16 protein-coding genes and 1 tRNA gene are annotated in these 21,523 nt (G+C 60.8%); 11 read left to right on the top strand and 6 right to left on the bottom strand.

The window, feature by feature from the left end; all coding sequences use genetic code 11:
- Window positions 1-70: 70 nt before the first annotated feature.
- The 4 genes from H1B37_RS27720 (at window position 71) to H1B37_RS27705 (ending at window position 3,828) form a co-directional block, all read left to right on the top strand.
- Window positions 71-658 carry an OmpH/Skp family outer membrane protein gene (locus H1B37_RS27720; protein WP_353620938.1) on the top strand — a complete coding sequence of 196 codons (588 nt, stop codon included), beginning with the start codon at window positions 71-73 and terminating at the stop codon, window positions 656-658.
- A 219-nt stretch (window positions 659-877) separates the two neighbouring features.
- On the top strand, window positions 878-1,780 hold the full coding sequence (locus H1B37_RS27715) for a UDP-3-O-acyl-N-acetylglucosamine deacetylase (protein ID WP_182870533.1): 903 nt from the start codon (window positions 878-880) through the stop codon (window positions 1,778-1,780).
- 153 nt (window positions 1,781-1,933) lie between these two features.
- Window positions 1,934-2,746 carry an acyl-ACP--UDP-N-acetylglucosamine O-acyltransferase gene (lpxA, locus tag H1B37_RS27710; protein WP_182870532.1) on the top strand — a complete coding sequence of 271 codons (813 nt, stop codon included), beginning with the start codon at window positions 1,934-1,936 and terminating at the stop codon, window positions 2,744-2,746.
- Window positions 2,743-3,828: a Gfo/Idh/MocA family oxidoreductase gene (locus H1B37_RS27705; RefSeq protein ID WP_182870531.1), complete on the top strand. Its 1,086-nt coding sequence runs from the start codon at window positions 2,743-2,745 to the stop codon at window positions 3,826-3,828. The genes lpxA and H1B37_RS27705 overlap by 4 nt, the downstream gene beginning before the upstream one ends.
- Before the next feature lie 132 nt (window positions 3,829-3,960).
- Here the strand turns inward: H1B37_RS27705 and H1B37_RS27700 are convergent, their stop codons facing one another.
- Both H1B37_RS27700 and H1B37_RS27695 read right to left on the bottom strand, forming a co-directional pair.
- Window positions 3,961-5,565: a hypothetical protein gene (locus H1B37_RS27700; RefSeq protein ID WP_182870530.1), complete on the bottom strand. Its 1,605-nt coding sequence runs from the start codon at window positions 5,563-5,565 to the stop codon at window positions 3,961-3,963.
- A gap of 538 nt (window positions 5,566-6,103) precedes the next feature.
- Window positions 6,104-6,188: transfer RNA gene (locus tag H1B37_RS27695), tRNA-Ser, on the bottom strand.
- Between the two features lie 694 nt (window positions 6,189-6,882).
- Here H1B37_RS27695 and H1B37_RS27690 point away from each other — a divergent pair.
- The gene (locus tag H1B37_RS27690; protein WP_182870529.1) at window positions 6,883-7,626 is read left to right on the top strand and encodes a tachylectin-related carbohydrate-binding protein; all 744 of its coding nucleotides are present in this window, start codon (window positions 6,883-6,885) and stop codon (window positions 7,624-7,626) included.
- 261 nt (window positions 7,627-7,887) lie between these two features.
- Here the strand turns inward: H1B37_RS27690 and H1B37_RS27685 are convergent, their stop codons facing one another.
- The gene (locus H1B37_RS27685; RefSeq protein ID WP_182870528.1) at window positions 7,888-8,451 is read right to left on the bottom strand and encodes a hypothetical protein; all 564 of its coding nucleotides are present in this window, start codon (window positions 8,449-8,451) and stop codon (window positions 7,888-7,890) included.
- Window positions 8,452-8,702: 251 nt separating this feature from the next.
- Here H1B37_RS27685 and hpt point away from each other — a divergent pair, with 251 nt between their 5' ends.
- From hpt to H1B37_RS27665, 4 genes are all read left to right on the top strand, one after another.
- A complete protein-coding gene (gene hpt, locus H1B37_RS27680; protein WP_182870527.1) occupies window positions 8,703-9,248 on the top strand; it encodes a hypoxanthine phosphoribosyltransferase in 546 nt (181 codons plus the stop codon).
- A 5-nt stretch (window positions 9,249-9,253) separates the two neighbouring features.
- The gene (locus H1B37_RS27675) at window positions 9,254-10,582 is read left to right on the top strand and encodes a glycosyltransferase family 4 protein (protein WP_182870526.1); all 1,329 of its coding nucleotides are present in this window, start codon (window positions 9,254-9,256) and stop codon (window positions 10,580-10,582) included.
- Complete coding sequence (locus H1B37_RS27670; protein WP_182870525.1) at window positions 10,579-11,694, top strand: glycosyltransferase family 4 protein; 1,116 nt, start codon at window positions 10,579-10,581, stop codon at window positions 11,692-11,694. The genes H1B37_RS27675 and H1B37_RS27670 overlap by 4 nt, the downstream gene beginning before the upstream one ends.
- 433 nt (window positions 11,695-12,127) lie before the next feature.
- Window positions 12,128-12,679 carry a hypothetical protein gene (locus H1B37_RS27665; protein WP_182870524.1) on the top strand — a complete coding sequence of 184 codons (552 nt, stop codon included), beginning with the start codon at window positions 12,128-12,130 and terminating at the stop codon, window positions 12,677-12,679.
- Between the two features lie 92 nt (window positions 12,680-12,771).
- Here H1B37_RS27665 and H1B37_RS27660 read toward each other — a convergent pair whose 3' ends face one another.
- Window positions 12,772-13,704 (bottom strand): glycosyltransferase family 2 protein, encoded by a 933-nt coding sequence (locus H1B37_RS27660; RefSeq protein ID WP_182870523.1) that lies wholly within the window; start codon window positions 13,702-13,704, stop codon window positions 12,772-12,774.
- A 404-nt stretch (window positions 13,705-14,108) separates the two neighbouring features.
- Between H1B37_RS27660 and H1B37_RS27655 the strand changes: the two genes are divergently transcribed.
- The gene (locus H1B37_RS27655; protein ID WP_182870522.1) at window positions 14,109-14,771 is read left to right on the top strand and encodes a hypothetical protein; all 663 of its coding nucleotides are present in this window, start codon (window positions 14,109-14,111) and stop codon (window positions 14,769-14,771) included.
- A gap of 77 nt (window positions 14,772-14,848) precedes the next feature.
- Here the strand turns inward: H1B37_RS27655 and H1B37_RS27650 are convergent, their stop codons facing one another.
- A complete protein-coding gene (locus H1B37_RS27650) occupies window positions 14,849-15,292 on the bottom strand; it encodes an RbsD/FucU family protein (RefSeq protein WP_145207536.1) in 444 nt (147 codons plus the stop codon).
- A 61-nt stretch (window positions 15,293-15,353) separates the two neighbouring features.
- Here H1B37_RS27650 and H1B37_RS27645 point away from each other — a divergent pair, with 61 nt between their 5' ends.
- Entirely contained in the window at window positions 15,354-16,475 is a 1,122-nt protein-coding gene (locus H1B37_RS27645; RefSeq protein WP_182870521.1) for a site-2 protease family protein, read from the top strand.
- Window positions 16,476-16,639: 164 nt separating this feature from the next.
- Here H1B37_RS27645 and H1B37_RS27640 read toward each other — a convergent pair whose 3' ends face one another.
- Window positions 16,640-21,382: a hypothetical protein gene (locus H1B37_RS27640; protein ID WP_182870520.1), complete on the bottom strand. Its 4,743-nt coding sequence runs from the start codon at window positions 21,380-21,382 to the stop codon at window positions 16,640-16,642.
- Between the last annotated feature and the right edge of the window lie 141 nt (window positions 21,383-21,523).

Here is a 21,523-nt window from a genome sequence, read left to right as displayed (position 1 = left end):
ATACGCAAGGAGAGCGAAAGTGCGAACCGTTCGCCATCAAGTCTGTGGAATTGCCATCGGATTGGCAACTGTGTTAGCTCCGTGCCTTCTCACCGGTACAGCATCGGCACAGGAATCGGCTCCGCACCGCGTCGCGGTCGTGGACGTCGCTTACATCTTTAAAAACCATCCCGGGATCAAAGCCCAGGTGGCGAAAGTCGAAGGCGATTTGAAGGCCTACGATGCCGAGCTGAAGCAAAAGCGTGAGCAGCTTCAAAACACCGCCGCCAAGCTGAAGACGCTGTCGCCGGGATCGCCCGAGTACGCTCAATTGGAAGAGCAGCTGGCGAGCATGGATTCCAAACTCCGCTTGGACATGGCTCGTAAACGTAAGGAATTGGCCGACGCGGAAGCCAAGATCTACTACGACAACTATCAACAGATCGCCGCGGGCGTGAAGTTCTTGGCCAACCACTACAAGATCAACTTGGTGCTTCGCTACAACAGCGAAGAAATGAACAAGGACCAAGGCGAATCGGTCATTCGTGGCGTGATGAAAAACATCGTGTATCACGATGCGGCGTTGGACATGACCCCGGGCGTGATCCAATACCTGGACAAGGTCATCAAGGCCGATCCGGCGATCGCGGGCCGCAACGGCACGACGCAGCGTCAGTAAAACGGCATCCGTCGATTCACACGCAGCCCCAGCGGTGTGGCCCCGCCAATGATTGGCGCCCGTCGCAACCAACCGCAACGGGTCTGCGTCAGCAGGCGGCAGGCGACACCGGTGGGCAACGGGGTCGGCTGACACCACACGCAAAGCGGCGGACAGTGATGTCCGTCGTTTTTATTTTCCAGAATCGAAAAGTGGGTTGATCGGGCAGGGAGGCACGCCGTGACGCTATCACGCAACCAGCATTCCATCGCTTCGTCCTGTCGGCTGAGTGGCCGAGGCTATTGGACGGCGAAAGAAGTCGACGTCGTCATGCACCCCGCCCCGGTGGACTCGGGCATCACGCTGGTCCGGTCGGACTTGCCCGGCCACCCGTCCTGCCGGGCACACGTCAGTCAACGCACCGACGCCCAGTTGCGGACCAACATCGCCCAGGGGGCAGCCGAGTTCGAGATGATCGAACACCTGATGGCGGCGCTCTACGCGATGGAAATCGACAATTGTGTCGTGGAAATCAGCGGCCAGGAACTGCCGGGGCTCGACGGTAGCAGCAAACCCTACATCGACGCGTTGGCCGGCGCGGGCTTGGTGATCCAAGCGGGCGAGCGACAGCGATTGGTGATCGACCAAGTGATCACGCTGCACGAAGGGTCGTCGTGGATTTCCGCGTCGCCGGTCGTGACGGGCGTCAGCCATTTCGGTTACCAGTTGGTGTTTGACCAGGAAGGCGAGATCAGCAACCAATGTTACGGATTCCCTTGCACACCGACGCGGTTCAGCCGTGACGTCGCCCCGGCGCGGACCTTCGTCACCGAGCGACAAGCTCAATCGCTGCATGCCCGCGGCGTCGCCCGGCACGTGTCCTACCAAGACCTGTTGGTGTTTGGCCAGGACGGCCCGATCGAAAACGAAGTCCGATTCAAAAACGAATGTGCACGTCACAAGGCGCTGGACCTGGTCGGCGACTTGGCGTTGGTCGGTGTGGAACTGGTCGGCAAGTTCATCTCCTATCGCGGCGGCCATCGGCTGAACGGTCGGATGGCCAAAGCACTGCACGAGTTGGCCGTGTTGTCACAATCGCGCAACCGATCAAGTTGCTTCAGCGATCGCCGTCATGCGGCCTGAATCGGCGCGGAAAAACTTTCCGCCGGTGGACGAAAAAACAGCCCGATTCCTCTCGATCCAAAAGACTGCAAATTGCTACGTTCCAAATCATCCGCGATTTGATCTCGCTTTCAGATCGCAACTTCCTCTGTCAATTATCCAGATTGGTTTGCCATGAGTGTTGTCATCGCTCAAACAGCCGTTGTTGATCCGCGGGCTCAACTTGGAAACGGCGTTCGAATCGGCCATTTTTCTGTGATCGGGCCGCATGCAAAAATCGGTGACCGAACGCTCATCGAAGAACACGTCGTCATCACCGGCCACTCGACGATCGGTGAAGACAACCACATCTTTCAAGGCACGGTGATCGGCGGCCATCCGCAAGACACCAGCTACAAAGACACGCCGACGAAAGTGGTCATCGGCGACAACAACGTTTTCCGCGAACACTGCACCGTCAATCGGGCAACGGAAAAGGAAGACGGCGTGACCGAGATCGGGCACGACAATTATTTCATGGCCGGGACACACGTCGCACACGACTGCAAAGTCGGCGACCGAATCGTGATCGCCAACAACGGCATGCTGGGCGGTCACGTGCGGGTCGGAAACGACGTCACGATCGCCGGCGGCGTCGGCGTGTCACACTTCGCCAGCGTCGGCCAGCTGAGCTTTGTCAGCGCGATGAGCCGTGTGTTGCACGATGTGCCGCCCTACACCATCGTCGACGGCCAACCGACCAAACCCCGCGCCGTCAACACGATCGGATTGAAACGCCACGGGTACACCGCCGAAGACATCGCGGTGCTGACGCAAGCGTTCAAGTTGTTGTACCGGGCCCGCGTCGGGATCGACAAGGCGCGCGAAATCGTCTACTCCCAAGGCCCGATTCGTCCCGTCATCAAACACCTTTTTGATTGTGTCGATCGTTCGTGCAGCGGACGTCACGGACGCGGTCAAGACCAACGGAGCAAGAAAGCAGCATGAGTCGTTTGCGCGTCGCCGTCATCGGTGCCGGCCACCTGGGCCGAATTCATTCCAAACTTCTCGCCAGCGTCGATGGGGCTGAATTGGTCGCGATCAGCGATCCGATCGAAGCCGCCCGGGAAAACGCGGCCAAACTGTTCGACGTCCCCACGTTTGCCGATTACCGCGACTGCATCGACCAAATCGATGCCGCCGTGATCGCCGCGCCGACCGATGCGCACGCCGAGATCGCGACGACGCTGTTGAAAGCGGGCAAGCACTTGCTGGTCGAAAAACCACTGGCGACCACCGCCGCCGACGCCGACAAACTGGCGATGCTGGCCGCCTCGCGACGACTGACACTGCAAGTCGGACATGTGGAACGATTCAACCCGGCCTTCACCGCACTGGGCGATATCGGCGTCGATGTGAAGTACGTCGAAGCCGTCCGTGCCTCGCGGTTCCCCGGTCGTTGCTTGGACGTCGGCGTGGTGATGGACCTGATGATCCACGACATCGACCTGGTTTGTGCGATGACCGATGCCGCCGTCGCCGACATCTCGGCCAGCGGACTGGCGGTCGTCAGCGACCACGAAGATCTGGCCGAAGCCCGATTGGAATTCGCCTGCGGACTGGTCGCAAACCTCAAAGCGTCGCGGGTCAGCCCCGCACCGGCGCGACAGATGCAAGTGTATGGATGCGGCGGATTCGCCGAAATCGATTTCTCCGGCCCCGCACTGCACGCGGTTCGTCCCAGCGAATCGCTGGTCGACCGCGCGTTCGACCTGGACCAGGCCACCGACAATCCGCTCGGATACGCCGACGAATTGTTCACCGACCATCTGCAGCTGGAAACCAAACAGCTCGAACCGCGGAACGCCATCCTGGATGAACTGCACGACTTCGTGATCAGCATCCAATCCGGCATCTCGCCGACGGTCAGCGGATTGGCCGGCGCCCGTGCGGTGACGATCGCCGAGCGGATTCTCGATTCGATCGCCCAGAGGGCTTGGTACGCCGAAGCGGGCCCGTCAGAGATCGGCCCGTTGGCCAGCGTTCGACAACGCATCGAAGCGCCCAGTCGTCTGCGCAAGGTTGCGTAACAGCTCTGCGACACTCCGGTTGATGACGCGACAAGCCCGACGCCACAAAATCGGTGCGAGTGCCCGTCGGATCGTCGTTCGAGGGTTCGTTTCGATCAAATCAACAATCCGTTGGCGTGTTCCACGACGGAGCTAGCAAGACGCCGCGACAAACTCGGGCACCGGGGCGGGCGGGTAGTGGAAACGTCCGTAACGCATGGGGCCGACGTTGACGATCTGGCCGTCCATCGTGCCTTGAATCTCGGCGAGCACCCGTCGGGCCAGACGCACCACGTCGTGTGTTTCACTCTCGTCAAATTCGACGACGATCGTGTCACGCTGTTCTGCTTCCTGGACGGTGACTTCCAAATGTTCGGCCAGCATTTCCGTCGGATCACTCGTTGACGCACGCTGGAACAGACATTTCGCCGAGGGGCGGTTTTGTTTGACGCTGGAATTGGCCGAAACGGTGATGATCGGAAGCCCCGTTCCGAGCACGCTGATCAAGCCGCACTCGACGAGATCCGCGTCGTTATTGTATTCCAGATCCGTCACCACCATGCTTTGACAGCCCAGCTGAATCGCCGCCGCCGCAATCCCGGTCTCACGCTGCCATTGCAACGGATCGGCCTCGTTGAACCCCGCTGCGGCGAGCGCCTCGGCTTTCTGTTTCAACTCGCCGCTCAGCGGCAAGGCTCCCGAGGGCACCAGTGGCGGGTCGGTGTACTCCACTTCCTGGATCACCGGTTCCATCGAACAGGCTTGGTTCCAAGACATGCGTACAGGTTTCTTTTTCGGCTGCACTTCGACACTCACGCAGAGTGCTCGCGTGGTGATTTGGAACGGCACCGCCAGGATGCCTCCGAGTCCGACGAAGAGTGCTGCAAACCCGAAGGCGTGGAAGATCGGGTTGCCATCGGTCGAGCCGAAGTTGCCCATCGGAACCAGCAAGTAGAATCCATATCCCATCAGCATCGCTCCGCCGGCGATGTAGGTGATGCGCGTTGACCAGGATCCGCGCCCGTAACGCATCGGGTATCCGATCAGGCTGAGCACCGAAGGCAGGGGCGCGTACCAGCAACACCAGATGCCGGGGCCGCCACTGCCGCACAGGATCAAGCCGAGCGCCAAGGCGAATCCGGCGGTCAAGAACAGGTTGCGGGCGAATCCCAGGTCCGGTGTCCCGTCGATCGGAACGATGGTGTAGTAAACGTCATCGTCCTCGGGAGGCCCTTGGACCTCATTCCCGGTGCAGAAGGACACGAAATCGGCGACCATCTGGGCCACGCCATAAGTGCTGACCATCCCGGTCACCGAGTTGGTCTCGTCGACTTGGCGAAACGCTTCGTCCAAAAAATGTTCGCCCTGGGCGATGAAAACCCGCGACTCGACCTCGAATTCGTCGCTGCCGATCGGGACGACGTTGGCCGGCCCGATGTCAGGATGCACGTGGCTGCGAACCAACGGGTCATCCATCAACGCATCCAGGTCTTCGTCCTCCAGCAGTTCGTCCATGTCGACGTAGGGATCGATGACCGTGACATTGACCAGTCGAATGTGCGGGTTGTCCCCATAGCCTTCATCGACCAGGGTCTGCCAGTCCATTTCGACCGGTTCCCCCTGCATGACCGACGCCTTGTGAAATTCGTGGACGGCACCGGTCATGCCGCCGATCAACCCGGCGACGGCGATCACGAAGCCGAAAACGATCCGAAAGGGACGTGGCGGCGTGGACGAATTGTAGGGGTTGTAGCTCATCGGAGGCGTTCACCGGCAGCGGAACCAGACGGGCAGATCGATCGAGGCCTTGGGGCACAGGCTTCGGAGTCACAAGGAACCTAGCTCGAAAAACCGTCTGGCGTGCCGCCGTGTCGACCAATCCGCCGTCGTCGGGCGTTCAGGTAGCCGAACTCGTCAACGGACGATTGATCTAATCTGATCAGACGTGGGATGAGCCGCGAACGCGCGAGCGTACGGGGCTGAAGCACCAAAAAAACGCACCGGGGCCCTTAGGATCGCGCCCAATGCCACCTACTCGATGAGCCGACGGCGCTAGCCGCGGGCCTTGGATTGGCCTTCGAGACGTGTAAGGCCCGAGGCTAGCGTCGACGGCTCAGTTTGTGATCGAAAGGCTGATTGAATCAACAGGCCGCCAAGGGCCGAAAGCCTTGGCGGCTTCCGCTACGACACGAACCTGAAGACCAAGCTGCGGCGAAACCAAACGCAACCGCCCTGATCCGGACGGTTCCGCAAACAACGACGCCGAATCGGAGTTGGGTCGGTGCGGAAAGAAGAGCGGATGGGGTGGGATTCGAACCCACGGTAGGTTGCCCTACGCTGGTTTTCAAGACCAGTGCCTTCGACCACTCGGCCACCCATCCGGCATCAACGAGTTGATTCCTCGCGGAATCACCGCCACCGGCTCGTTCACCGCTGCGGCGGAGGCGAGCAGTCTACATCGTCATCGGCCTCGCGTGAAGTCCAGCCGATGGGCTCGAAAATCATCGCAAACGCCTCGCATTTGCTTCCCCCATCATTCTGCCACCTCTGGTCTCAATGACCTCAGCGATCCAGCCCGACCGACGACCTTCATATCCACGCCTCCCCAAATACGTTTGGATCAACGCCAACCTGCCGACTGCTGAGTAATGCGTTGACCCTATTCTTCACATCCGACCTGCGTCTGTCGTTCGGAGCATTGACGACGCGTCCTCAGCCGTCAGCTCACGCAATAGCAGTGCCGATGCACTTATGTCTATCGCTCCGAACACTGCCCCTTGAAAAGCTTCATCCGCTCGATGCGGGGATTGGAAAAAAAGCCTAGGAACGAGAGCTAATAAAATGAGGGGGAAAAGAGAAAGAGACAAACACCACCTGAAGAGGGTTTCGCGATAGCTCTGCAGGGCCTATTGTGAACAATGATCTGAATGCTCATGGAAACGTGCATCTCAGGACGTGAGCCCAATGCTGCTTACACGGTATTTCGGCAGGGAGTTGTCATTGTGCAACGTCCAATAACGACCATGAGATTCAGTCGCTCGTTGAAGGCCAGACCACAAACTCAGGGAGACAGAAATGGGCACAATGTTGAAAGTGGCGATAGTCCTCGTAGGTGGATGTCTGAACCCACTCAGTGCATGCGCTGCGGACAATGGCATTTTCTCGGTCACAGTCGGCGGACAATTGCATTTCTTTAGGTGCTTTGCGGAGGGGCGCATTGCAAACAGTCATCAACTGGTCGCTTCCTCGGGTTGGAAGGGGCTAAGCAAAGCATTCGCGGCAGGTGATGGGATTTACACAATCACCCGAGATGGAGCACTGCACTACTTCGAACGTTTCCCCAACGGCCGGATTTCACAAGACCACAAGACGATTGCGTCCTCCGGTTGGCAAGGACTTGAGCATGCATTTGGAGCTGGCAGCGGGTTCTACACAATTACCGGGAGCGGTGAGCTCCACTTTTTTGAGTGTCTTCAGGATGGCCGTATTGCAGGGAGTCCTAAAGTAGTCGCTCCATCGGGTTGGAAAGGGCTCGATAAATCCTTCGGTACAGACAACGGCATCTACACAATCACATCGAATGGCCAATTGCACTTTTTCAATCGTCGCGTTGATGGGTCACTTGTGGGAGCCGGCCCAACACTAATCGCTTCCTCTGGATGGTCAGGACTTCAGCATGTCTTCGCGGCAGGCAACGGCATTTACACGATCACACAGAATGGACAGTTGCACTTTTTTGAATCACTCCCCAACGGAACCGTGAGAGGTCCCGTTGTGATCGCGAATTCGGGTTGGCGGGGGATCAAACACGCTTTTTGAATTCGAAAACTCGCCCCGTCAGGCGCCACTCGCGCCTTGAGCAAGTAACAACCGCACTTGCTTCCCTTGCCGTTTAGTGCGGCTTTGACACGCAAGCCCACCGACGCGCTCGCGGGGAGTTTCGTTACCTCCAAAATCTTCGCCCCCCCGGCCATTGATATGGCGGGGTTCGCGATAGCAATCGCGGCATTTGTGTGACTGCCAACGACGCTTGCTTTGGGCAGACGCGGAAGAAGATCGTGACACGTGCAGCCGCTGTGCTTACGCCGCCTGGGGCAGTTGACCGTCTTGGTCGGAATCCAGATCGGTCGCGGATTCCTGTTCGGCCGCCGTCATCGGGATGCTGACCGTGTCGGATTCGTGCGATTGCGAATCGTCTTGCTCTTCCAAGACCGTGGTTTCAACGACCGGAATTTCCGCCCCAATTTGATCGCCTTGGAACGACGCCACCAAGGCTCCGCCGGCGCCGTGGATTTTCAGCTCATCGGGCTCCATGAACCAGGTCGCTCGATAGGTCTGATCCCCGGCCGTCGCGTGGAACGTCCGCCCGGCGTAGAACCCGTCGCGAATCAGAATCGATTCGGAGCCGATTTTTGCCGCATCGACGTCATCCCGGTCGGCCTCGCAGGTAGGGTCGGCCTCGCTACTCCGTTCGGCGGGGGCGGAAGCGTCGCCGTCGGATTCGCCCCCGTCTTGCGACGCGATTTGTTCGTTTCCCTCGGACGTCGGCTCGCCCACCGTCTCCGCGGCCGAGGGCGTCACGTTGGCGGCCAACCAGTGTTGCAGGTGGGCTCGCACGGTAGCCAAGCGTTGGGAATTGGTCATTCGTCGGGTCTGTCGATAAAACACGTGGGTGGAGCAAGTTTCCCGCCGGCGGTCGGGCCGACCTGAGGGCAAGTCCCGTGGGAATTTGTCGGCCGCCGGTGTATCGTTCATCGGCGTTTTGCCGCGATTGATCCGCAAATTGCTGGACCGAATCGCACCGAAACCCCAAATCGCCCAGTTTGCCAGAGACCAGTTGGCCAGTTCTTTGAGAGTTTGCCGTAGGGAGCGCGTCTGATTTGGACGCGAGACGGATGCGTATTTTGCTTGATGAAAATCAGTTACAGGCCGGTGTCGAACGGCTCGCGACCGAGATCGATCGTTTTTACGGGGAAAACCGCCCGCTGACGGTGATCGCGGTGATGACCGGCAGCCTGGTCCTGTTTGCCGACTTGATCCGACGCTTGTCGATGCCGCAGCGAGTTGGCGTGATCCAGGCGTCGAGTTATCGTGGGGGGACGGAGTCCGGAAAGTTGGAGGTCAACGCAAACATGCTGATCGACGTCAAAGACCGCGACGTGCTGCTGGTCGATGACATTTTTGACACCGGGCGGACGCTCGATCGGCTGTCGGGCATGATCAAAGACCTGGGGGCCAAGTCGACCAAGACGGCGGTGCTGTTGCACAAACATCGCCAACATGCCGTCTCGCTCCGCCCGGATTTCGTCGCCTTTGAAATCCCCGATGCGTTTGTCGTCGGCTACGGATTGGATTACATGGACATGTATCGCAACCTGCCCTACTTGGCGGTCTTGGAAACGCACGAGATCGAAGCGACCGAGCACAAATCGAAACAGTGAATGGTTTGGAACGCCCCGTCCGAGTTCTGGTCGTCGGTCGACACTTTTGGCCGCACGGTTCGCTCGATTCGGCCGGCCATCTGATGGAACTCGCCTCGGGGTTCAAGCTGGCCGGCGCACAGGTGTCGGTCGTCACGCCCAAGCACGCCGCGTCCTGGGCCGAGCGTTTTTCGTTTCGCGAGTGCCAGGTGTATCGGCCGATTCGGATGTTCCGAACCGGTTGGACGGCGCGGGGCGACCGTACGGCGTCACGCTACATTCGCTACCTCCGCGATTGGATCGTGTCGAACCCGACGGCGTGCGACGTCGTCTATTGCGATTCCGGTCGTGAAGAAGCGATTGCGGCGGTGGAGGCCGCCCGGGCGATCAAGCTGCCCTCGGTGGTGCGGCTGGCCGGCCACGGCAGCTGCAGCGATCTGGAGTACCACCAACACAGCCGGACCGGTCGTCGCTGTCGTGCGGCGGTCAGGGATGCCACCGCCGTGGTTGTCGGTAGTGCGTCGGCCCATCGACGCTGGTTGGCCGACGGCGGTGACCGAGAGCGGGTGCATCGGATTCCGATCGGGGTCGGCCCGGCGCCCGATCAAGGCTGGTCCAGCCCCAAGCGGTTGCGGCAGGCAATGGCACGGATCAACGGCGATCTGTTTGTCCCCGATTCCTGTTCGGTCGTTCTGTCCGTCGAACGACTCGATCGCAGCTCCGGTGTCATGACGCTGGTCAAATCGGCGTACTCGCTGGCACAAAACATCCAAGGGTTACAGTTCTGGATCGTCGGTGACGGGCCGCTGCGGGAAACCATCTACGCACAGCTCCGAAGCGACGGGCTGCGGCAATCGATGGCGATGCCGGGATCGTTTTCCTCGGCCGACGACGTTTTCTCCGCCGCCGATTTGATGGTCCATGCCGGCGACGAAGGGTTCGAACATCAAATCCCGACCGCCATCGCGGCCGGATTGCCGTTGATCCTGGCCGACACCGAGCCGGCCCGCGAATTTTTCGGAGTGACCGAGGCCGATGTCCAAGCGTGGATCCTGCGCCGACGGCCTAGCCCAACCGCTGCCGACGACGCCCCGAACGATGCAACCATCGACGACGCCGGCCGCTGCGTGTGGTGGTTCGATCCCAAGCAACCCAAGACATTGCGTTTTGCCATCCAGCAGATCGTCGACAACCTGCAACAGGCGCGGCGGATATCCCAGCAAGCACGACGTGTCATGCAACGAACGCGGTCGCAAACCGATTCCATCGAGCATTTTGTGACGCTGTTTCGGCAACTCGCCAGCGGACCGACCCGCCGTCACTTTGATCCGACGTCCATGGAAAACGCGCAATGAAACTTCGAATCGCGCTGATCATCCCGACGATGGATCAGGGGGGCGCCGAAAAACAGCTCGCATTGTTGGCCGAGAACTTGCCACGTGACGAGTTCGACGTCCGCGTCTACTTGTTGACGCGTGACGGCCCGCGAAGTGGATCGCTGCGCGACAGCGGTATTCCGGTCACGGTGATCGGTAAACGTTTCAAAGCCGACCCGACCGCGCTGTTCCGGTTGCGCCGTCTGCTAAAAAACTGGTCACCGGACGTCGTCCACACCTGGTTGTTCGCCGCCAACAGTTTTGGACGTACCGCCGCCGTGATGGCCAAGGTGCCGGTGGTCATCGCCAGCGAACGCTGTGTCGATCCCTGGAAATCCTGGTGGCACTTCTGGATCGATCGCGTTTTGGCGCGTCGCTCCGCAGCGATCACGACCAACAGCTCGGGCGTGGTGGGATTTTACGCCGACCACGGGATCTCGCCGGATCTGTTTCATGTGATCCCCAATGGAATCCCCGACCGATCGGCGACGTCGATCACTCGCCAGCAGGCGCTTGAGCGGCTGGGCGTCTCCGCCGATCGCAAGCTCGTCCTGGCGGTCGGTCGCCTGTGGCCGCAAAAACGTTATCGCGATTTGATCTGGGCCGCCGAATTGCTCGCCTGCACCCGCAGTGACACCACATTGGTCGTGATCGGCGACGGCCCGCAAAAAGCGGAATTGCTGCGTTTCCGTGATGCCGTCACCATCCCCGAACATGTTTGTTTCGTCGGCCAGCGCGATGATGTGCCCGAATTGCTGCCGCACGCGGATCTGTTTTGGATCGGCAGCGAGTACGAGGGCCAGAGCAATGCGGTGATCGAAGCGATGCAAGCCGGACGGCCGGTGATCGCATCGGAAATCCCCGGCAATCGCGATTTGATCCGCCACGACGAAACCGGACGGCTGGTCCCGGTCGGGGATCGTGCCGCGCTGGCTCGGGAATCCTTGGATTTGCTGGAACACCCCGAAACGGCCGAGCGGCTCGGGGAGGCCGCCAGGAAGCGGATCCACGAAGATTTTTCGGTGGAAAAGATGGTCCAACGGCACGCCCAACTCTATCGCCAGCTGCGTTGGCAATCCGAGTCGCGGTAGTCAATTTTGGGGCCCAGAAGTCCACGGACTGGCGAATTGACGGCAAATCCTGATAAGCCATTCCGTTCGTAACGATCAAGGCAAGGCCGAACCGGCGAAAATGATTTGAAACCTCAGTTTTGCTTCAGTTGCAAGTTGAGCGACGGCAAACGACAGATACCATCAGAACATCGTTGGACGACTTGGTCGGCCCGCCGAGGCCCCCGACGGGCTCTCCGCCGACCAGTCATCCGATCCTTTGCCCCAGCCCAGTGCTCTGTCAGCGTTAGATTTTCGGCTTGCGTCTGTCGAGCGGAAAAGGGGTCAGGAACCAAAAACCAAATGGCCCGAAGGGTGCTTCGCATTTTTGGTCCCTGACCCCTTTTCCGCGGCCAAGTTTAGACGTTGACGAAGCACGGACTGCCTCCCCCCCAGCCAACCGGTTTAGATGGACATGCGAGAAACCCGCCGACAAGCGATCGACGAAGTCGAGTTGATGTTGGCCAATGCAAGGCTTCGGGACGAGTTGGAGCCCTATCGCGATGAGTCGATCGAATCGTCGATCAACCGAATGTCGCTGCAGGCCGAGAATGAATACCTGGCCTCGATGTTGGCCTGGGAGCGTGCACCGGCGCTGCCGATTTCCGATTGGTTCTCCCCACCGCTGCACTTGCTGCCGCCCGACGCCCTGGGAGATTCGCAACTGGCACATCGGCTGAAAAAGACGGTCGCAAAGCTGTACAGCATGAACATCGTGTTGCGATGCACCGATCACCTCTGTGACCGGGAACTGTACACCATCATCTATCGCGACATCTTGCCCTGTTGCGAAAAGAAGGTCGATGTCCCCGGCAAGGCACTCGAGTGGATGTGTGTCGAGGACACCGAGACATGGCTGCGGTACTACGCCAGCCCGGTCGAACGACGTCGCTATCAAGAAGAACACGACTGCGAACTGCCACCCTCGGAAACTCCCAAACACCGGCGGCAGCTTCCCGGCAATTAGGTGGGAGATCGCAAGGCTGACGTAGCTACGCTCGCCGGAGCGTGGAGACGCCGAGAAACCACCTTCTGGCGAAGGTAGCTACGACACAAGTCTTATCTGTTATCAGGCCGAATCAACCGTGGCAAACGGACCAGCACCCGGCCGGCGCCGGCAAACGCCCGCCACAACCAACCTGGGTTGCGATAGCGCCACATGCACGCCAGTGCCGCGACGCCGTCCTTCCAAGTGATCTTTTTGCCTTCGTCATAGCTGCGGTATTGGTACCCGGTGGGAACCTCGGCGATCGTGACCCCGCGGTCGGCGATCTTGCCGGTGATCTCGGGTTCGAACCCGAACCGACATTCACGGATTCGAATCGATCGCACCAGGTCGCCGCGGAACGCTTTGTGGCAGGTTTCCATGTCCGTTAATTGCTGTCCGGTCATGCAGTTGCTGATCGCCGTCAACGCCCAATTGCCCAGCCGATGAAATAGCGACGGGTCATCGCTTCCGTCTAGATACCGCGACCCATAGACGACTTCGGCCTGGCCCGATTGAATCGGTTTGATCACCTGCAGCAAGTCGACGGGGTCGTATTCGGTATCGGCGTCTTGGATTGCGACGATCTCACCGCGACTGTGACGCAGCCCCATTCGAACCGCGGATCCCTTGCCATGATTTCGCCCACGCAGCAAGACCGTACGGTTGGCGCGGGGGGCCAGTGCTGCCAGCCACTGTGTCGTGCCATCGCTGCTGGCGTCATCGATCACGACCGTTTGCGTCCGCTGCGGGAACACTTCGTCGATACGCTCCAGGATTTTTGGCAACGTCTCTCGTTCGTTGTAGACCGGAACGATGACGCTTAAGTCGAACGCGCTGTTGCCGTCATCTTTGATCTGGCGACACGCTTGTTGGACATCGCGCAACGTATGCTGGACTCGATCGATCACGTCGGCTGGTCCTAGGGTTGGGAGGTCCGGTTGGATTCCATCGGCGATTCCCACGGTGCTCGATCGCGGCTCGGCTGGATTAAAGATTTCACTCATGCAACTACGTCGGTGGCTCGGAAAGGGTGCGTTCCTTTCCCAAGGTTGCGACGCGATCCGGTTGCACGCTCGCTGGACCCGCTCAACGGCGGCGATGGCTTACCCTCAATCTGCCGGTTGGTCCGATTGACCGGATCATCGGACGGACCGCGGTGTCGTCGCGTCGATCGCTTTGAAGTGGTACGCTTTACGGGCTCCCCAACGACTTCGTCCAAACTTGAATTTGGGTGGGCTGCGAATCGGATGCGTTTCGAGTGTCGCCGTGTTCTCCGAACTCGGCGCACGAAAGAGCAGACCTTCCCCCCGCCGACCGCGGAGGGGACGGCGGCTGCTGAGCCCCATCGAAAACGACGCTACCGTCGACGACTCGTTCTTCGCCCGACTATTGAGATCGCCCCACGCGCATGTCCATCGAACCGATCTATTTGTTAATCGCGCTGTTGCCGCTGATCGCGTATTTGTTGCTGCTAGGGATGATCCGCATCAGCGGTCGGGTGCTGGTCACGACAGGCGGCCGTGACATCGCGGCGCTGGGGTTTTCGGTCGCCGGGTTGGTCGCGATCGGACCGGGGGAATTGTTTTTTCCCAAGGCCGCGGCCGGGGTTTTCGGCGGCTGGGTCTGGCTGGCGTTGGCGACATTTTACGGGCTGATCGTTTCGTTGCTGGCGTTGACCGCTCGTCCCCGGTTGGTCGTCTACGGTCGCACGCCGGAGCAAATGTTGACCCCGCTGCTGGAAGCCGCCTTGGAACTCGATTCCGAAGCGAGTTGTGATCGGGAGACGTTGCAGGTGTATCTGCCGAATCTGCGCGTCCATTTGCGAGCGTCGGGGCATCAAGCGATCGACACCACGTCGATCGAATCCTTCGAACCGATCGCGGCCGCCGCGTTTTGGGGGAAACTGCTGGGGCATCTCCGCGACAAAGCGGCGACGACGACCGCCGCCGCCCCGCGGCGTGGCGGCACCATGATCGCCGTCGCGCTGGTGATGGGAACTCTGGTCGTGTGGCGAGCCATCGCGGAACGACAGCAGGTCGTCGAAGGCTTCCGCGAATGGCTGTGGCGGTAACGCTGTGGGACAGGCTTCCAGCCTGTCGTCCGCTGGAATTGACAGGCTGGAAGCCTATCCCACGACCGGGCCGATCACTACATCCGCACGCCGACGCTGAGCAGGATGTTGGCGTAACGTTGCTGGTCGGCCGTTTGAATCGTCAGCACGTGGTCTTCGGTGCTAACCGCTTTGTAGAAATCCCACTTCTCGATCGGTTCCAATTCCAGATCCAGCCCCTCGGATTTGATCGTCGCGCGGTAGTCGTCCCAAACCGGCGGATCACCGTCCAGGGCGTAGGGCCCCTCGGTTTCGGTCTTCATGGTTTGGATCGCTTCGACCGGGATCGCCGACAAGACCGCTTCGAGGACCTGATTGCAGGTCGGGACGCCGGGCATGAGATTCAAACTGACCAGCTCGGCTCGGGGGCCGCGTTTACTCGCTGCGGGGTAGTTCCCGTCGGCGATCAGAATGGTGCTGTGGTGCCCCGAGGCGGCTAAGATGGAGGAGATCTGGGGGTGAATCAGTTTGTGACGTAACATAGTGTGATGCGTTTGGAGAACAGACGGAAATCAACGGACTTCAAAAACAGGCCGACCCAACGTGTGGCGACGACGACTTCATCTGGGAACTTACTTTCGAATCGGCGTCTACGTCCACTGGTCGTTCGCCCTTTTGGTCGCCTATGTGGCATACGCCGGATACCAGGACGGCGTCATCGGGACGGTCTTCGGCGTCACGCTTTTGTTGGGCATGTTTCTGTGCGTGACGCTGCATGAATACGGCCACGCGTTGATGGCCCGGCGGTTCGGGATCGAGACGATGGACATCACGCTGTTTCCCATCGGCGGTGTGGCACGGTTGATGAAAATTCCGCGGATCCCTTGGCAAGAATTCTTGGTGGCGGTCGCCGGCCCCGCGATTAATGTCGTCATCGTGGTGGCGTTGGCAGCCGTTTTGTTCGTCTTTTCCGGGTTCGGGTTGCCATCGTTGGGCGCGTTGCTGACCGAGCCGGAAGCGGTCGACCGCTACATCGAAGCGCTCAATTCGCCGACGCCGCTGGGCTATCTGCTGAGCATGATGCTGGTCAACACAGCACTGATCCTGTTCAACATGATCCCGGCGTTCCCGATGGACGGAGGCCGGGTGCTGCGCAGCGTTTTGGCGCTGGGAATTGAATACCGCCGGGCGACGCGGATCGCGTCCTACATCGGCGTGGTGTGCGCGGTCGTGATGGGGGCGCTTGCGTTGTACAACGGCGTGGTCACCGCCGGGTTGATCGCGGTGTTTATCTGTTACGCGGGGCTGTCCGAAGCGCGTCAGGTTGACGCGATCGAACCGCTGCGGGATTTAACGATCCGCGACGCGATGCTGCACCAGCCGCCATTTCTGACGATGGAAACCGAACTCGGGGAATTGCTGCCGACACTGCGATCGTGCCCGACGACCGCCATTCCCATCGTCGGACCTGACGATTTTGTCGTCGGAATCCTGGCCCTGGAAGACGTTTCGGCGGCGCTGCACCGCGGCGTCGAACCGCAGACCACCGTCGGCCAATTGACGCGTCACGACGCCCCGATTCTGGCTCCTGAGGAATCGTTGGAATCGGTCGTCACGCGGCCCTTGGACGGTTGCCGGCAGTTCGCTGTCGCCGACGCCCACGGCCGCCTGGTCGGATTGCTGGATCTGGACACGCTCCGCGTCCGCGCGGGCCTGGTGGCGTAGGGCCGAAGTCGACTTCAGGCCGCTTGCCTCGTTCCAAGGCTCGAGTTGCGAAATCCATTGCTGCCCAATTCCCTTGCGAGCAAGACATTTCACGTCCTGAAAGAGAGAACCGAAGGGGGCCGCCAAATGCGGGCGTCATAGGATCGCCGCGCCGGCAGCGGCCGTCATTCGGTTTCGGCTTGATCCAGGCTCAACGAAAGCGGTTTGGACTTGTCCGGCGTCGTGTCGATTTCCAGGTCCTTCCAAGTCAATTCGACACTGGTGTTCTGCTTCGTCCCCTTGAATTTCAGTTCGTATTTGCCTTCCGGCAGGGGGCCGAAATCGAAGCCCTTGTCCTGCCCCAGGATCGTCTTTTCTTTGCTGGTGACCGGAGCCGGGGCGGGGCTGAGGAACAGTGTCCCGTTCATACCGGCGCGGGTGCGAATGATGCCGTGCAGCCGCCCCACGGCGACTTTCGGCTGGTCCGGTGTTCCGCCGCCGGGCGTGGCCGCCGGGGCGGGTTTCTTCGCGATGGTGATCGGGGACTGGTTTGTGCTCTCGTTGCCGGCCGCATCGGTAGCCCGCACGACGACGTTGTATTCGCCGGCGGCTTGGAATTTGAAAATGCTCTTGGCCGCCGGCAGCACCGCGGGAGAGACCGGCGGATCAAACAGGTGGAAATCGTTTTTGGTGTTCGCCTTGCCGTCCCCGGTCGTGTCGAGCCCGATGTCGATCCGGGCGATCCCGGCCGCCTTGGCCCCCAAGTCGCTGGCCGTGACGGAAAACTCCAACGTCGACGACTCGTAGTAGGGGCCGCGCTGCCGTGGGCTGATCGAAATCAGATTCTTGTCCGGCGCGGTCGAATCCAACACCGCCGTGATCAACGCGTTCTCTTGTTCGATGCCGTCGAGTTTCAGTGAGGCGTCGATCGGGATCCGCTCGTCGCGGTATCGGCCCTGGCTGAGCTGGACCTGGATGTCACTGACCTGGGTGGTCAGGGTCATCTCGCCGGAATCGGACAGCGGTGTCGCGATGGTGCGAATGAATCGGTCGGTCTTGTAGCGTGTGAAACGGCGGCCTTCGACGGTGAGCGCGACCTCCGGGTCGCTGGTCCGGGTCAAAAACCCGAAGTCTGCTTTGATCGTCGCGATCAATTGGTCTCCGTCCCCTATAAAATAAACTTCGTTCTCAGGCCAATAATACGACGTGGTCGGTCGCTCGGTGTTTCCCTGCGGACGCCGGGTCAACGCGATCGAACCGAAACGGATTTCGTTTTTCAGCTTGGCCGCTCCGAGGGCGCCCGGTTGATGCTGGACGACATGCTGGATGGCACGCGGCCAACCGTCGACGTCCAGGCGACACCATGATTCGCGATTGCGGCGGACGACGGGGACGCGAAAGAAGGCTTGCGATCGGCCGGCTTGCGGATTGAGGTCCACGAACAAACTGCGCGGGGGCAGGCTGGTTTCGGCGGCGAAGTCCGCCCACTGGTCGTCTTGAACCCAGCGGACGTTGACCGGGACCTTTTCCAATTCGGGCAACGAGTCGCGCGACGCGTCACCGTCGATATCAAATTCCAGCTCCACGTTCACTTCGACTTCGCCGTCGTTATAACTCACCTTGGTGGTCACGTAATCACTCGGCGCCCAGGGTTTGGCGACCAGGCAAATGACTTGATCTTTTTCCGGCATGACGTTCTCTTGGGCGTCGACCAACCGACACACCAACGCCATGCCGTGGCTGATATCGGTCGCCGCCGCGTCGGAGCTGGCTGCACCCGGGGGTGTGGCGGCGGCAGATTCGCCCGATGCAACGGCGGGGGCCTGGAACCGCAGCGGCACGCGGCCTTGGTCGGCGGGAATCGACAGCGTCGCGGGCCCCTTCAAAACCTGGTTGGGCAGCAAGAACTTCTCCAGAATCCGGCCCTTTTCGTCCAGGATCCCGCCGGCCGGGTTGGAGTACAGGTTGGCGGCGAAGTCGGGCCAATAGGCGGCCACGTCATCGGGCATCGGCTTGGGCAGCTTGATCAACCAGACCTTGGCCATGCAGGCTTTGCCGGATTCATTGAACACCTCGAATCGAAACGGGGTCTTGCGGCCGTTGAAGGTCCGCAACCAAAGCCCGCCCGGCAGGCTGCCCTCGTCACTGAGCACTTCTCGGGAGCAACCGATTCCCGGCGGGGACGACGCGACCAATCGCAATCGGTTTTCGCGCGGCAATTCGATCGGCAACGAATAAATCCCAACCACGCCTTCGATTTCGTCGGCCACCCGGTCGGCACGGATCTGTAGACGGAGTTGCAAATCATCGCCGCGCCTGGCCAAATCGGCGGGCCGGATCTCCAGCGACAGGTCGCGTGACGAATCGCCGTCGATGGCCACCGCGACCGGTGCGCCGGGACGGTCGGGGACCAAACCGGGCGACGTCCACGCGACTCGGGCGCGCGGCGGCCCGAAATCGCCCGTCGACGAGCGCAGATCGGCGCTGACCAACAATCGAACGGGATGATCGCGGCCGGGATCGATTCGCAGCGTCAGCTTGCGGGTGTCCTGCATCGTTTCCAATCGCACGACCGCCGAATCACCCAGCTTCTGACCGCTGTCGTCCAGGATCACCACGCTGGGATTTCGCACGACCGGTTTCGGGGTGATCGAATGAACGATCGGATGGCCGTCGGCAACCAGATTGATACGCGGGTCGATTCGCAAGGACGCGGCAAGCCGATCGGCGAACGCGGCCTGCTGGTCGTCGCCCTGCTGGAGGGTGGTTTTCCAATCGGTGTTGCCGGCCGAACCGGCGTTGCCGCCGTCGTCGCGTGGGTTTTCGAATCGCGACAGTTCCGAACGGTATTTGGCAATCGCATCAAGGGGGCGTTGCGGCGCGGCGGGCAAGGCGAACGTGATGTTGCCCCAATCGACCTTTCGATCCTCGGTGTCGGTCGGATCGAAGCGTGCTTTCATCAGCGCCGCCTCCAGCCGTCGCCGCTGGTCGCCGGTGGGAAGCGGGCTGCGTAGCCAAGCCCAAGCGACGCGATTGAGTTCCCAGGTGCGGGACGGATCGTCCAACGCGAATCCGGCGAGCAACTGATTGACGGCGCCTTCGACGTTGCGGTCGAACACGTTGATCGCACTGTGCAGTCGCGATAGCTGGCGGTCGAGTGTCCCCTGGTCGGGAGTCTCGGCCCCGCCGCCCTCGGCCAGTGTGCGTTCGGCCTGGAGCGCCGCGTCGTTGATCCCCTGGTCGGGGATCGGGGCGCCGCCGAGCGCGGCTTGGCGTTGAAATTCCAACCACGCCCAAAGTCTCGATCGCGACACCGCGACCGCGTGCTGCAGCGCATCGGCGGAGCGAATTCGCCGATCCGAACGAACTCCCCGTCGCGCCGCCCGGTGGTCCAAAACGATTCGTCGGAGCCGGCTGACGATGTCGTCGGAGATCGTGTCGCCGATTGCCCCGGCGGACGTTTGCCCTTTGACAATGCGTTGCAGCTCTAACAAATCCTTGGCGACTTGCCGCGGCGTTTGGGTCGGTGACGCCGGGTCGAAATCTTTGACTTGGCCGGCGAGCACCAGCACCAACACGCGCCGCCACAAGTGCGGTGCCAGCGCGATCGCGCTGACGTCCTGGTCGTCGCCCGATCCGGCCAGGGGGACTGATTCGAATTGGTCGCGGATGTCCCAAAACGTCAACGCCGCGGTCGGGCCGCCGTTGCCTGTCGGCGGCGTCTGGGCGGCAGGGGCTTCGGCGGGCGTCTTCGCAGCGGCGGGATCGGCTGACGTCGCTGCGGTATCGGGCCGGTCATCGCCGCTGCCGGCGGCGACCGCGGCAGGCGGAGTCGTTTCGCCCGGCGGTGTCTGCAACACAACCGGGGTGATCGCCGGCGTGCGTGGTCGCGATCGGGAAATTTTGTCGGCGAGATCATCGGCCAGTTCGCCCGAGTCGTCCGGCGTGCCTTCTTCGCCTTCGCCCGTTTCGTCCGCCGTCGCCGGATCGACGCGGGCGATCCAAACATCCAAGTCGTCGCTGGTCAAGTCGCTTGAATCGACACGTCCGCTGCCGCCCTGAAACAGCATGACGCGAGGGCTGTCGGTTTCGTTGTTGCGTGGCATGCGCTGGTAGTGATCGGAGATGAACGCACACAATTCGTCCAATTCGATCTTCAGATCCCCGTCCAGATCCGCGCCGCCTTGAATCCCGTCCAACAGCGTTTGGGTCGACAACGGCAGGTGTGTGTGCGGATCCCAGCCCACGTTCTGCATCGGCCCACGCGTCACCAGCAGCCAGACTCGGTCGGCCGCGGGGCCGGTCAATTGTGTGATCGTTTCGTCAAGCTGGGCAAAGACTTCATCGTTCCATTGGCCCAGCGAGGGTTGGGCGGCCAGCGGTTCGGCGTCGATCACCACCAGCCGTGTGCCGCGGAACGATTTCGGCGTTTGGGTCGCCAGCGGCTCCAGAATCTCGGTCAGCGGCAACAGTCCGCGTGGCGACTGGGGCGACGGGCCGATCGCAAGATCGCTGCACGCCAGGGAGGGGCGATCTTGGTCGTCCCGCATCAGATAGCCCCGCAAGATCACCATCACGGTGTCGTCGGGATCGCCCAAGTATTTCGACACGATCTCGGTTTGCTGAAAGCTGCTGCCGATCACCTCGCAATTGCCGCGCACGTCTTCCGCCTGGAGCTGCGATTTCAAAGCCTGTCGCGCGCTTGCGCCGAACATCGGCGGCGTGACGACGTCGGTGTCATAGTCGTTGGAAACCAGAATCGTGATCAATTGTCGACTCGGGCCCGGCATCAACATGTACAGGAACAGCAGCGTCAGCGCGATCGCGACGAGCGTCAGCAGTGCCTTGATCGTTTTTCGCTTCCCAGCTTGACCGCTTCCGGCACGCCGCCACGATTGTCGCTCGCCGTATTTGCCTGAGGTGCTCATCTGATTGCGATCCCACGGAAGAAGTCTGATCCCTATGGGAAAAGTTTACCTAGTGGGAACGATACCCGACACCTGCTAGAGTATCAGAGCACAGTAGAATTGATGGCAACGGAATTGACCGCAACGATGCGATTACTGACG

Source organism: Stieleria mannarensis (genome assembly GCF_014154935.1).
Lineage (GTDB): Bacteria > Planctomycetota > Planctomycetia > Pirellulales > Pirellulaceae > Stieleria > Stieleria mannarensis.
Note: the sequence above shows the minus strand (reverse complement) of the source record. Positions and strands in the feature narration are given on the sequence as shown.